General features: G+C 44.6%; 9 protein-coding genes. 7 read left to right on the forward strand and 2 right to left on the reverse strand.

Annotation, left to right across the window (positions count from 1 at the left end; translation table 11 throughout):
• Window positions 1-112 precede the first annotated feature (112 nt).
• Together TZ97_RS00830 and TZ97_RS00835 are read left to right on the forward strand one after the other, a co-directional pair.
• A complete protein-coding gene (locus TZ97_RS00830) occupies window positions 113-2,965 on the forward strand; it encodes an AAA family ATPase (protein WP_045759066.1) in 2,853 nt (950 codons plus the stop codon).
• A 255-nt stretch (window positions 2,966-3,220) separates the two neighbouring features.
• Window positions 3,221-4,462 (forward strand): aminopeptidase, encoded by a 1,242-nt coding sequence (locus TZ97_RS00835; RefSeq protein ID WP_045759067.1) that lies wholly within the window; start codon window positions 3,221-3,223, stop codon window positions 4,460-4,462.
• 367 nt (window positions 4,463-4,829) lie between these two features.
• On the opposite strand, the gene def is transcribed toward TZ97_RS00835, so the two are convergent.
• Window positions 4,830-5,444 carry a peptide deformylase gene (gene def, locus TZ97_RS00840; protein WP_003004253.1) on the reverse strand — a complete coding sequence of 205 codons (615 nt, stop codon included), beginning with the start codon at window positions 5,442-5,444 and terminating at the stop codon, window positions 4,830-4,832.
• A 54-nt stretch (window positions 5,445-5,498) separates the two neighbouring features.
• Window positions 5,499-6,191, reverse strand: a complete 693-nt coding sequence (locus tag TZ97_RS00845; RefSeq protein WP_045759068.1) for a cyclic nucleotide-binding domain-containing protein — start codon at window positions 6,189-6,191, stop codon at window positions 5,499-5,501.
• Window positions 6,192-6,336: 145 nt separating this feature from the next.
• Between TZ97_RS00845 and TZ97_RS00850 the strand changes: the two genes are divergently transcribed.
• The 5 genes from TZ97_RS00850 to rpsO all read left to right on the forward strand — a co-directional run bounded on the left by TZ97_RS00850 (window position 6,337) and on the right by rpsO (window position 13,217).
• Window positions 6,337-7,500: an MFS transporter gene (locus TZ97_RS00850; protein ID WP_045759069.1), complete on the forward strand. Its 1,164-nt coding sequence runs from the start codon at window positions 6,337-6,339 to the stop codon at window positions 7,498-7,500.
• Window positions 7,501-7,605: 105 nt separating this feature from the next.
• Complete coding sequence (locus TZ97_RS00855; RefSeq protein WP_045759070.1) at window positions 7,606-8,757, forward strand: MFS transporter; 1,152 nt, start codon at window positions 7,606-7,608, stop codon at window positions 8,755-8,757.
• Between the two features lie 2 nt (window positions 8,758-8,759).
• Complete coding sequence (locus TZ97_RS00860) at window positions 8,760-9,488, forward strand: pseudouridine synthase (RefSeq protein WP_045759071.1); 729 nt, start codon at window positions 8,760-8,762, stop codon at window positions 9,486-9,488.
• Window positions 9,489-9,860: 372 nt separating this feature from the next.
• On the forward strand, window positions 9,861-12,536 hold the full coding sequence (locus TZ97_RS00865; protein ID WP_045759072.1) for a Cna B-type domain-containing protein: 2,676 nt from the start codon (window positions 9,861-9,863) through the stop codon (window positions 12,534-12,536).
• A 411-nt stretch (window positions 12,537-12,947) separates the two neighbouring features.
• Entirely contained in the window at window positions 12,948-13,217 is a 270-nt protein-coding gene (rpsO, locus tag TZ97_RS00870; RefSeq protein WP_003004251.1) for a 30S ribosomal protein S15, read from the forward strand.
• The last annotated feature ends 272 nt before the right edge of the window (window positions 13,218-13,489 follow it).

Here is a 13,489-nt window from a genome sequence, read left to right on the forward strand (position 1 = left end):
GTGTTTTCTTTGGCACGGGATTGTGTTACAATTTTTAGTAACGATTGTTTATGACAAGGAAATAGAAAAACAATGGATTTTCTTTCAAAAAGATGAAACAAAGGAGAAGAGCGTGGCAAGATATTTAGTAGGCCCTTACAACAACAGTTGGAACTTTATGGATGCGGTTGAAAAAGCGCAGGATGGAGATACCATCGAGTTTGAAAATGGGTATGTCTTTCAATGGCCGACAGATGAGGTGATTGTGGTCAACAAGAGCCTTCATTTTGTGGGGCACGTAGTTCCAAATCCAAATGGTAACGGGCGCATGTTTAACAACACGATTGAGGCTTCTTTCCGATTTGTAGAGGGAGCTCAGGTGACATTTGAAGATCTGTGGTTTAAAGCTGGTGGGAACTATACTGCCTTGACCTTATGGAATGAGTCGGCTATCACCTGTAAACAGGTCTATTTTGAAATCACCACTCCGACAAATAGTGAATTTTTTATCTATATGGATACGCATTCGAAAATGACATTGGATGGAGTTGGGATGAAGGTTCCGGAAAAACACCAAAGTGCCATCGGAATGTCAGCATCAGAATTGTCCATTCAAAATTCAACGATTTTTTCTAAGATAGATCTGTCAGAAGGATCTAAATTGACCTTAGAAAATGTCCATATTGAAAAATTTGGGAATAATACGATCCATGCCAAGGACTCAGAAGTGATCGCAAAAAATTCAACGATTACAGGCGGGGATCTGGAAAAGGACTTTCCACCAGTTTGGTTGAGGAATGTCATCTGGGAGTCTGAAAACTGTAAAATTGAGTTGCCTACCGGTACTGGAGTCTGTCTTGACAATAATGTTCAATTCAATTCGGATTCGGATCGTATGACCTCCATCAATTCATTCAATAGTATGATCCGAGCTCACCAGGCTACATTTACAGAATTTTTATGCGTCTATGAAGAGTCCTTTGCTTCCCTGACTGGGGAAACGACCTTCTTGAATGAGAATGCCCAAACCATTTCATTTGGAGTTTTTGATGATGGTGTGCTGATGGCTGAGCATATGATTTGTCATAAGATTGCGGCTCCCAATATACGGCTTCAAGGTGGAGCCTTTGCGAAGGTGGGCACCATGACCTATAGCCAGGGGGATGCGCGTGATCTGACCAAGGAAATCGAGGATGACTGTGACTATCTTGTTGGCAGAGAAGTGGCGAAGGGCAATGCGCAAGTCGTTCCTACGGGACAGGCGACGGATGCAACGGTGGCATCAACCCCTACAACGGGCTCTGGACCAGAGAAGAGACAAGATGCTCTTCAAGAACTCAATAGCCTGATTGGTCTTGAAAAAGTCAAACATGAGATCAAGAAAATGATCAACATGGTGGAATTTAACAAGAAACGAATCGCCAGTGGCAAGGCACCTGAAAAGCAAACCTTGCATGCTGCCTTTATGGGAAATCCTGGTACAGGGAAAACCACTGTGGCCCGTCTGTTGGGACAAGTGCTCTTTGATGCAGGTGTTCTCTCAGGGGAAGAATTCCGTTTCGTGGAAGCAACGGAGTCCGATCTGATTTCTTCGAATATTGGAGGAACGGCTGAACAGACCCAAGCCCTGCTCGAAAAAGCGCGAGGAGGCATCCTCTTTATTGATGAAGCCTATAGCTTAGATAAAAAGGACAGTGGTGCGGATTTTGGGATCGAGGCGATCAATACCATCCTCAAATTTATGGAGGACAATCGCGATGACATCATGATCATCTTTGCCGGCTATACCAAGGAAATGGAGGAGTTCTTAAAGACCAATCCAGGCCTCCGTTCTCGGGTGCCAAATAATTTCATCTTTGAAGATTTCACAGGAGATGAGATTGTCCAACTGGGCGAAATGATCCTAAGCAAAGGGGATTACAAGCTCGAAGACCGGGATTACTATGCGCGGCATATTAAGCGGGCTTATGATGCCTCACTAGATAAGAGCAATGGTCGTTGGATCCGTAATCTCGATGAGCAATTGACTAAGACCATGGCAGATCGGGTAGTGGCCCAAGGTTCCGATGATATTGAGACCATCCTCAATAGCGATATCGATGCTGTCCTTAACCAAGGTAAGTATCAAGCAGGAGCCGATAAGGAAGAAGATGGAATGGCTGCCCTCAACCGTTTAGTTGGCATTGCCAAGGTGAAAGAGCAAGTGGAACAATTCGTGGCCATGGCTGAGTTCAATCAAAAACGGGCTGAACAAGGTGGCATCGTCGAAGATACGACCTTGCACTCTCTCTTTCTTGGAAATCCTGGTACAGGGAAGACGACCGTGGCCCGCATTTTGGGCAATATCCTCTTCCAAAAAGGGGTGATCAAGCAGAAGAAATTCATCGAAGTTTCGCGGAGCAATCTGGTTGGAGGCTACCAAGGGCATACAGCTTTGAAGACGCGTGAAGTTTTAGAGAGTGCACTGGGTGGGGTCCTCTTTATCGATGAGGCCTATACGCTCTTTACCGGTTCAAATGATGATTTTGGGAAGGAAGCTTTGGATGAAGTCCTCAAATTTATGGAGGACCACCGTCGCGATATCGTCATTATCTTTGCAGGTTACACAAAAGAGATGCACGACTTCTTGCAGGTCAATTCAGGTCTGCAAAGCCGGATCCCGACTACATTTGATTTTGAAGACTACAGCCCAGATGAGATCGTTGAGATCGGTCTGTTAGGATTGCGTAAGCAAGGCTACCAAGTCAATGAAGCCCTATACGGAGAGATTGTGAAAAGGAATTATATGCGTGCCAATGACCATAGTAATGGTCGCTGGGTTCGCAATCTTAATGAAAAACTCTTGCGCCAAGTATCGACTCGGGTAACTCGTGAAGGTAGTACGGATTACAATTCGATTTTGGATCAAGATTTGGAAGCTTTGAGAGAGAATAGCAATTCTGAACACCCCCATACCGTGGATGATCAAGGCTATGTTCTTCCTTAAGTTAGAAGGAACAAGAAAAAGGAGGCTGGTACACAAGTCCTAGCCTCTCAATTATTTTTGGATTGTCGAGCAAGACGCAGTGGTTGAGTGGGCTCTACTACGCTGATTTCATCAGCTTTTACACCCCTACTCAACTGTGCGGAGGTGGGACGACGAAATCGAATTCTAACGAATTACCGATTTCTGTCCCACTCTCTTTTTGCATGGACTTATGGTATACTAGGAGAAGATTATTCACTTATGAAGGAGAAAACAATGGTTTTACCAAATTTTAAAGAAAACCTCGAAAAATACGCTAAATTATTGGTTGCGAACGGCATCAATGTGCAACCTGGTCATACCTTGGTCTTGAACATCGATGTGGAACAAAGAGAATTGGCCCACTTGATTGTAAAGGAAGCCTATGCTTTGGGGGCGCACGAAGTGATTGTCCAATGGGCAGATGATTTTACTACTCGGGAAAAATTCCTCCATGCACCGATGGATCGTTTGGACAATGTGCCAGACTATAAGATCGCGGAGATGAACTACCTCTTAGACCACAAAGCTAGTCGCTTGGGTGTGCGCTCGTCTGATCCAGGTGCCTTAAATGGTGTTGATGCAGAGAAGCTTTCTGCCTCGGCTAAGGCTTTGGGCATGGCCATGAAACCAATGCGCATCGCTACTCAATCTAACAAGGTCAGCTGGACAGTTGCTGCAGCAGCAGGTTTAGAATGGGCGAAAAAGGTCTTCCCAAATGCGGCGAGCGATGAAGAAGCAGTGGATCTCCTGTGGGATCAAATCTTCAAGACTTGCCGAGTCTATGAGGAAGATCCAGTCAAGGCTTGGGAAGAGCATGCTGCTATTCTCAAGAGCAAGGCAGATACACTGAATAAGGAACAATTCTCAGCCCTTCATTACACAGCGCCTGGTACAGATTTGACTCTTGGCTTGCCGAAAAACCACGTCTGGGAATCTGCCGGAGCCATCAATGCCCAAGGTGAAAGCTTCTTGCCAAACATGCCGACAGAAGAGGTCTTCACAGCTCCTGACTTCCGTCGCGCAGAAGGTTATGTCACGTCTACAAAACCGCTTAGCTACAGCGGAAACATCATCGAAGGGATCAAAGTGACCTTTGAAAATGGAGAAATTGTGGATATCACCGCTGAAAAAGGCGATAAAGTCATGAAAGATTTGGTCTTCAAAAACAAGGGAGCGCGTGCCTTGGGTGAATGTGCCCTCGTACCAGATCCAAGTCCAATTTCACAGTCAGGGATTACCTTCTTTAACACCCTCTTTGATGAAAATGCCTCTAACCACTTGGCCATCGGGGCAGCCTATGCAACCAGCGTAGAAGGTGGTGCAGAGTTCACAGAAGAAGAACTCGAAGCAGCCGGCCTTAACCGCTCCGACGTTCACGTCGACTTCATGATCGGCTCAAGTCAAATGGATATCGACGGCATCCGAGAAGACGGCACCCGCGTCCCAGTCTTCCGCAACGGAGATTGGGCAATATAGGGAGCAGGACAGAAATCGGTAGACGCAGTCTCGATTTCGTAGTCCTGCCCCCACACAGTTGATTAGACTGGACGAAGAACCGAAAGGTTCGAGTACCGTCAATCAACCACTGTGCTAAGAGACAGAAATCAGTAACTCGAAGAGTTTGATTTCTCCCTCGCTTTTCGATTTTAAGGCTCGGGCAAAAAAGGTCCACAGGACCTTTTTAGTGCCCCCACACAGTTGATTAGACTGGACGAAGAACCGAAAGGTTCAAGTACCGTCAATCAACCCCTGTTCCGAGAGACAGAAATCGGTAGATGCAGTCTCGTAAAAAAAGTAAGGTAGTAGTGATATTCACTACTACCTTACTTTTTTGTCATTTGCTCTATTCTAAAATCAAAAGTCCTTCTTTGATTTCAAATGGGTTATTTGGGTTGATGCGGTCATAGAACATGATGCCGTTGGTGTGGTCGATTTCATGTTGAACGACGATGGAGTTGTAGCCTTTAAGTTTGATGCGTTTCTTTTCACCGTCTTTTGTGAAATACTCCACGGTCACGCGCGCGTGACGGACCACATAGCCTGGGACGTTGCGGTCTACAGAGAGACAGCCTTCTCCGTCGCCAAGAGCTGCATCTTGAACAGAATGGGCAACAACCTTTGGATTGTACATGACTTCTTGAAGGCTATAGGCTTCTTTTGGTGGGTTGCCATCGGCATCTTCTGGATTGGGAACCAAAACAGCGATAATCCGTTTTGAGATATCTAGCTGAGGTGCTGCGAGTCCCACTCCTCCACGGAGGCCAAGTTTTTCAGCCATGACAGGGTCTTGAGAATGGTGCAAGAATTGCATCATTTTTTCACCCAGGATAATTTCCTGATCAGACAAAGGGAAGGTCACATCTTCTGCAACAGCTCGAAGTGTGGGATTTCCTTCGCGGATAATGTCATCCATATCGATCAAATGGGACGCTCTTGTAACTTTTTCAATTGCTTTCATCGTTTTACTCTCACTTTCTTTCTACCTTCCATGATAACACAAAAGAACCTGAAATTAAAGTTTTCTGTCAGTTGTTTCCGTGTGTTTGATGGACAAGTCGCCCATTCTTTTTCGGTCTAAAATCGTATAGATTCGCCCTTCTCTTTGGATCAACCCCTCGTCAATCATCTGCTTGATCACGCGGCTGAGGTGGCGGTAGCTGATCCCAAAACGCAGGGCCAGTTGATTCATCTTGGGCTTGAGGGTCCCGTTTTCATCACCATGTTCCAAAAAATGTGTAGCGAGGCGCTCCTTGACCGAATAATGAAAGTTGGCAGGAGCCAAATAGTTGATCTGGTGTAATTTCTCAGCCAAGGTCTTGGCAGTAGAACGCAAAAAGGTCGGGTCCAGCAGTAGGCGGTCCTTGAAATGCCGAGCAGAGAGCTGGACGACTAGTGAGTCTTGGTCTGCAATGACCGATGTGATACAGACCCGATCGAGCAGGAGCTCAATCTCTCCTAACAGTCCAGGTTTTTCTTGGATTTCAAGGATGGTGTCGCTACCATTTTCAAGACTGTGGACGATCTTGAGCCGGCCTTTGAGAAAATAAGGAATGACATCTTGGTCAGAACCCTGGCGGCAGATATACTCTCCAGCCTGATAGAGAACAAGGTCCAGCTGACTAAGACAGTCACCTGGAAAGATCTGATCCAATTGGTAGTCAGTGATGATCTCCATGAGTTTCGTAGATGGGGAAATTTTTTTCATCTTAATCTCCTAAAATAGGACAAATGTCCTGTTTTTCTCTTTCTAAATTGATTATACTAGGATTCTATTGAAAATACCAGTTTGAATCTTTTCTAAATAAATTAGTAAAGTCAAATGTTACCAGTAAAGTGTAGGAAATAAAAAAATGAAAAAAATAATGGAAAGAATCAGTCTCTTGAGCTTGTCGCTCATGCTGATCTCATCATTTTCAATTACAGCCGGTTTGCCGGCTATGAAGGCCTATTTTAGCCAATTTGGATATTCAGCAGGCCAGGTGGAACTCTTGGTTTCCCTGCCGGCCTTTGCGGTTGTGGCCATGCTCTTTTTAAATAGCCTGATCGAGCGGTGGATGAGTGAGCGCCAGATGATTGTCGCAGGGCTTTTGCTCTTTTCAACTAGCGGCCTTGTGCCTTTGGTCGTGCAGGACTATCCTCTCATCTTTCTGAGTCGTATTCTCTTTGGTTTGGGGACAGGAATGATCAATGCCAAGGCTATTTCGATTATCAGTGAGCGCTACTCAGGCAATGACAAGACTCGGATGCTGGGCTATCGGGGGTCTGCTGAAGTGGTGGGCTCTGCCATCTTGACTTTTATTGTTGGACAACTCTTACCCCTAGGCTGGCCAGCGATCTTTGCCGTATATGGAGGTGGTTACTTGATTTTACTCCTCTATATCCTTTTTGTCCCCTATCCTAAGGGGAAAAAACAGGCTAGCTTGAAGGAGAAAAAGAAAGGTTCCGCACGCCTTCGCTCCCCTCAATGGCGTTTTAGTCTGATGCTAGCCGTGATTGCTGGCATCATCATTTGTTTCAATTCCATCATTAGCCTGCGCGTGCCGGATATCATTGTTGATGCTCGTATGGGAACGGCGACAACAGCTGGAACAGTCCTAAGTCTGATGCAATTGACAGGGATTGTAGCGGGAGTGGGATTTGCTAGTTTGACACATGTTTTCAAAAAGAACTTGCTCATGATCATGTGCTTTGGTTTCGGTCTAGCGTTAGCCTTGATCGGCTTGTCTGGACAGCTGTGGAGCCTGGTTCTAGGAACCCTCTTGGCAGGATTTACCTACAGTACGGGAGTAACCAGTATCTTCTATCACTTATCTGAAAAAATTCCGACTAATCTCCTGAACCTTGCGACCTCGCTTGTCTTGATTGGCTGCAATCTTGGATCAGCCGTCTCCTCTTTCTTCATCCAGTTGGTGACGCCACTAGCTCCTTCCAATCATCTGCTCTTTATCTTGATTGGTGCTTTGATGCTCCTAACAGGAGTCTTCGCCTCACAATTACTAGCACGAACGAAATGATTGAAAAATCATTTCGTTTTTTTAATTCAATCTATTGCGTCCTGTCACTAGCTCGTGTTATTATAGGAGGAGTGTGAAAAAAAGAATAGTTTAAAGGAAAAAATAATGAAAAGAATCATGGAGAAAGTGAGTATTCTCGCGCTTTCATTTATATTGACGACCTCGTTTTCGATTTCGAGTGCGCAGTCGGCCATGTTTGCCTATTATAAGGGAATTCCTCACAGCATGATTGAGCTCTTGGTCTCGCTTCCTTCTGCAGGGATCATGGTTTCACTCATCTTCAATAAATGGATTGGGCGCCTATTTTCAGAGCGTCAGATGATTGTGACAGGCCTAGTCGCTTACGCTCTATGTGGCTTTATTCCCTTAATCAGTCCAGCCTATCCAGTTGTCTTTTTGTCTCGGATTATTTTCGGGATGGCGGTTGGCTTGCTCAATGTTTCTGCCATTGCCATTATCAGTGAGCGCTATAAAGGAAAAGAACGTGTCCAAACACTTGGCATTCGGGGTTCTGCAGAGGTTGTTGGGACAGCTGTTTTGACCTTTGGAGTGAGTCTCTTGATTCGCTTTGGCTGGCAGGCTGCCTTTCTCGTCTACGGTATCAGTATTCCAATCTTACTTTTGTATCTCTTATTTGTGCCATATAGTTCGAAAACAGTTGGTGTAGAGGAGAAACATCGGAATGATCAGATGACAGCTGGTCAATGGCGGACGGCACTAGGCTTAGCAGTCGTTGCGGCAGCTATCGTCTTGTCCAATGTCATGATCACCGTTCGGATTCCAAGTGTGGTCGAGCAAGTAGGGCATGGTACTGCCCAAACTGCTGGGATTATTTTAGCAACCATGCAATTTGTCGGAATCCTTGCAGGATTAGCCTTCTCCCCATTAACCCAGCTGTTTCGCGATCGCTTGTTGGTAGTTTCGGGAGTGGCCTATGGCTTGACCCAACTGTTGATCGGGGTTTCTACCAATCTCTGGATGCTCGCCATTGTGACCATCCTTGCAGGTTTTGCCTATAGTGTGGCTCTCACAACTGTTTATAATGTCTTATCTGATCAGATGCCAGCTGGAGTATTAAGTCAGGCAACATCCATTGCGGTGTTGGGGTGTAGTGCAGGTTCGATCGCAACGACCTTTGTCCTTAGTCTATTAGGGACGATCTCATCTGCTCCAGCCTTCATTTTTGGATTTTCTGGTATCCTCATGATCCTGATTTCCTTTTTTGGCCTTTGGATTGTGCGAAAGAGCGGGAAGTAATCATGCGGCTAGATAAATTTTTAGTGGATTGTGGCGTGGGGAGTAGGACCGAGGTCAAGCAGCTTCTCAAGCAAAAGAAAATCGCAGTGAATGGAAAAAAAGAGACAGCAGGGAAGCTACAGATTGATCCAGACAAGGATCAGGTGACCTTTATGGGGGAAAATCTGGTCCATGAAACCTTTGTGTATTATCTGCTTAATAAACCAGCTGGAGTCATCTCAGCGACTGAGGATGACCATCACCAAACTGTCTTGGATCTATTGGATGAGACAGCCCGTCAAAAGGAAGTCTTTCCTGTCGGGCGCCTAGATATCGATACCCATGGCTTGCTCCTTTTGACCAATAATGGTAAGCTCGCCCATGCCATGCTTTCACCGAAGAAACATGTGTCGAAGGTCTACCGTGCCCAGGTGGCTGGGATCATGGATGAGGCAGATGTGGCCCGTTTTGAAGCAGGCATTGCCCTCAAAGACTTCACGACTTTGCCTGCGAGATTGCAGATCTTAGAGGTGGATGAGACAAGCGCCAGTTCCTATGTCGAAATTGAAATTGCAGAAGGAAAATTCCGTCAGGTCAAGCGCATGGTCGCTGCCTGTGGCAAGGAAGTAGTGGATTTAGAGCGGATCTCGATGGGTCCTCTAACGCTAGATCCAACTCTTCAATTGGGAGAATGGCGGAGACTCCAATCTTCTGAACTCAAGTTCCTAGAGGTGTTTGGAGTTCCCTTATAAGCAAAAAACCAAGAGGCTGGGACAAAAGTCCTAGCCTCTCAATTGTCTTTGGATTGTCGAGCAAGACGCAGTGGTTGAGTGGCCTCTACTACGCTGATTTCATCAGCTTTTATAGCCCTACTCAACTGTGCGGAGGTGGGACGACGAAATCGAATTCTAACGAATGACCGATTTCTGTCCCACTCTCTATTTTTCTTTGTATCAAAAAAATGTACTTAAAATACAAAAAAGCATATATAATAGCTTGTCTTCTCAAAGTAAATCGATTATAATGAAAAAAGATGGGTTGTGTATAAAATCACAATATGTAGTGATAATTTTTCGACTCACATACCTTATCTAGTAAACGTAGAAAAAGGAGAAAAATCGTTTATGAAAAAGAGGCTTTATTCTGTTGTGATAGCAGTTGCCCTATTTTTGGTAGCGGCTTTAGGATTTGCCAAACCCAATAGTCCGGCTAAAGTCCATGCAGATACGATCAATGATGTTGTGACATCTGTAAACATCTCGAAATCAACTGGTGGGGCCATTACAGATCCACTCGGTGTTTGGGAAAGTTTTCAAGTTGAAGCAAACTTTGTGTTGCCAAATGGACGTGTAAAAAAGGGAGATCAGACCGTTATCCAACTTGGAGATGACTTTAAGGTCTTTGAAACGGATACCATTGACCTGCTGGATCCAAGTGGTCAAAAGGTCGCGACAGCAACAGTAGATGATCAAAGAAAAGTCATCACTGTAACCTATACGGATTATCCTGAAAGAATGGCCAATGTGACAGGGAAACTGCGTTTCTTTGCGCGTGTAGACCACCAAGTCGTCAAAGGTCAAAAGACACTTGATTTTACTCTCACGATCGATAAGAAAGTGATTTCAGGTGGGAATATCGATTACAAAGGGGTGAACCCGGGTGAGAATCCTCCTACTCCAGAAGTCTTTAGCAAGTGGGGGTGGACCAACTCAGACGATAAATTAAAATTGACCTATACCTTGAACATCAATCAAGGCCACACAGCCCTTCATAATATTGACATTAAAGACCAATTGGCCTTTACAGATGGGAAGATCAAAGCAGATTCTGTCAACATCCATACAGGAACTTGGCAGGTCAGTGATGAAGATGGGGCTTATCATTTAAAAGATACCACAAACGTCACCAAGAATTATTCCCCTGTTGTCAGCGCTGATGGTCGTTCTCTAACGGTTCATATTGGAGATCTAGCTCCTGAACAAGGAATGACGATTCGTTATGATGTTTATTTGGACAAGGTCCCAGCCATCAATACTTCCTACAAAAACAATGCGAAGATGACAGCTACAGAAATCAAGGAGCAAAATAAGGTTGCAGATATTCTGTATCAATTTCTTGATGGAGACTTCAATGGTGAGAAATACTCCTTCACTATTCATAAAAAAGGTGAAAATGGTCAAGCTCTTGCAGGTGCTGTCTTTGCCGTGACAGCAGATGATACAGGTGAGCAAGTTGGAACCATTACGACAGATGAGAATGGTGTTGGCACCATTACTGGTTTGATCAAGCAAGCTTATACGGTTAAAGAAATTCAAGCTCCGACAGGCTATGTGCTCTCTGAAGAACCTATCAAGATCAGCAAGGATGATTTTGGAAATGACCTCGCGATTTCTCGTGATGTCGTAAACCAAAAAGAAAAAACAAGCGTTGCTGGTCAAAAGACATGGAATGATAATGATAACCAAGATGGCAAGCGTCCATCAAAAATCACCGTCAATCTCCTAGCAAATGGTGTCAAAGTCGCTTCCAAAGAAGTGAAACCAGATGCTGCAGGAACCTGGGCTTATCAGTTTGATAATCTCGATGTGGTCGATGATGCTGGCAATGTCATTGCCTACACTGTTTCAGAAGAACCTGTTGAAGGCTATGAAACAACTATCGAAGGAACCAATATTACCAACACTCGTACACCAGAAGTTGTTGAAATTCCAGTAACGAAGATCTGGAAAGATAATGATAATCAAGATGGTGTTCGTCCTGACAAGGTCACTGTTCGTCTCCTTGCAGATGGTACAGAAGTAGCTAGCCAAGAGCTAAGTGCAGCGACTGATTGGAAGACAGTCTTTACCAATCTTCCAAAATACAATAACGGTAAACAAATTGTCTACACAGTCACAGAAGACACAGTAGCCAATTACTCTGCTGCGATTGATGGAACAACTATTACCAATAGCTACAAGCCAGGTAAAACCAGCGTCACTGTTACAAAACGTTGGGAAGACAACAATGACCAAGATGGAAAACGTCCAAACATCATTAAGGTACAGCTTTATGCAGACGGCAAAGCTCAAGGAAAAGAAGTGGAACTTTCTGCTAAAAATAACTGGACTCATACCTTTAGCAATTTGCCTCTAAAAGCGAAAGGCAAAGAGATTCAGTACCAAGTGAAAGAAGTTGGAACAGTCAAAGGCTATACTAGTACGGTTGATGACAGTAACAAGGGAAATGTAGTGATCACTAATAGCCGTACGCCAGAAGTAACGGAAGTAGCGGTTAAGAAGATCTGGGATGACGCAGACAACAAAGAGGGTCTTCGTCCTGAAAAAATCACTGTTCGTCTCCTTGCGGATGGTCAAGAAGTGGCTGTAAAAGAAATCACAGCTACTGATAATTGGCAGGTAAGCTTTACGGATCTACCCGTATACAAGGAAGGTAAGAAGATTACTTACACCATTACAGAGGATCCAGTAGCTGGTTATACAACAACTATTGATGGTTTCACGGTAACCAACCGTCATACGCCACCAACAACACCTCCAACCACTCCACCAAGTACACCACCAAGCACACCGCCAACGACTCCGCCTACAACTCCACCGACGACACCACCGACGACACCACCAACAACGCCGCCAAGCACACCGGAAAAACCAGAAACTCCAACTACACCAAAAGAAGGAAAGAAAAAAATTCTTCCATCAACTGGTGAAGTTGTTGCTTACGGATTGACCATACTCGGTGCCCTCTTAGCAATTTTTGCTTTGGCTTTACTCTTGCGTGGTAAACGGAAAGAGAAATAAGCTTCATACCGATAAAGAGGCTGGGACAAAAGTCCTAGCCTCTCAATTATTTTTGGATTGTCGAGCAAGACGCAGTGGTTGAGTGGGCTCTACTACGCTGATTTCATCAGCTTTTACAGCCCTACTCAACTGTGCGGAGGTGGGACGACGAAATCAAATTCTAACGAATTACCGATTTCTGTCCCACTCTCTTTTGAATAAGTTGCTTGAAGAATGAATTCGTTAAGCTGTCCAAATTCCCAAGGTTCTTTTTAGAAAAGAGTAAAGCTCCTCTTAAAGGAAACATAAGTGTTTGACAGAAAGATGAAATCTTGGTAGAATAAAAAGGTCGAATAGACAACTAACTCTTTCTTGGTAGCAGGATATGCCAAACCTGCCACTCGGATAGAGCATAAAGAAAAGGAGCTTATCATGGCAATCTCAAAAGAGAAAAAAAATGAAATCATTGCACAATACGCACGTCACGAAGGTGACACTGGTTCAGTAGAAGTACAAGTTGCTGTCCTTACTTGGGAAATCAACCACTTGAACGAACACATCAAACAACACAAAAAAGACCACGCTACTTACCGTGGTTTGATGAAGAAAATCGGTCGCCGTCGTAACTTGTTGGCTTACCTTCGTACAAACGACGTTAACCGTTACCGTGAGTTGATCAACTCTCTTGGACTTCGTCGTTAATCATGATGCTAAGGGCGCCAAAAATCCGTATGAAAATAGGGAAACGACACAGTGTTCGATGAACACAAGGAGTTTCATCTTTTTCACTAGGATTTTAGCCCGAGCTCAAAACAGCTCTCTGAATTCAGAGGGCTGTTATTTTTTGCCAAGTGCTTAGGCCGTGTTCAATTGAATACAAAAAAGTTACTCTATTGTAGAGTAGCTTTTCTTTTTCACTAGAATTATAGTACAATCTTCGGTTCGTCGCCTTGTCTAGAAACGTTTTATCCAGC

This window comes from Streptococcus parasanguinis, from assembly GCF_000963275.1.
Lineage (GTDB): Bacteria > Bacillota > Bacilli > Lactobacillales > Streptococcaceae > Streptococcus > Streptococcus parasanguinis_B.

What these genes read in the sequence shown, in the direction of transcription:
- TZ97_RS00835 (WP_045759067.1), top strand. Translation starts at nt 3,221, where the DNA reads ATGGTTTTACCAAATTTTAAAGAAAACCTCGAAAAATACGCTAAATTA.
- def (WP_003004253.1), bottom strand. Translation starts at nt 5,444, where the DNA reads ATGAAAGCAATTGAAAAAGTTACAAGAGCGTCCCATTTGATCGATATG.
- TZ97_RS00845 (WP_045759068.1), bottom strand. Translation starts at nt 6,191, where the DNA reads ATGAAAAAAATTTCCCCATCTACGAAACTCATGGAGATCATCACTGAC.
- TZ97_RS00850 (WP_045759069.1), top strand. Translation starts at nt 6,337, where the DNA reads ATGAAAAAAATAATGGAAAGAATCAGTCTCTTGAGCTTGTCGCTCATG.
- TZ97_RS00855 (WP_045759070.1), top strand. Translation starts at nt 7,606, where the DNA reads ATGAAAAGAATCATGGAGAAAGTGAGTATTCTCGCGCTTTCATTTATA.
- TZ97_RS00860 (WP_045759071.1), top strand. Translation starts at nt 8,760, where the DNA reads ATGCGGCTAGATAAATTTTTAGTGGATTGTGGCGTGGGGAGTAGGACC.
- TZ97_RS00865 (WP_045759072.1), top strand. Translation starts at nt 9,861, where the DNA reads ATGAAAAAGAGGCTTTATTCTGTTGTGATAGCAGTTGCCCTATTTTTG.
- rpsO (WP_003004251.1), top strand. Translation starts at nt 12,948, where the DNA reads ATGGCAATCTCAAAAGAGAAAAAAAATGAAATCATTGCACAATACGCA.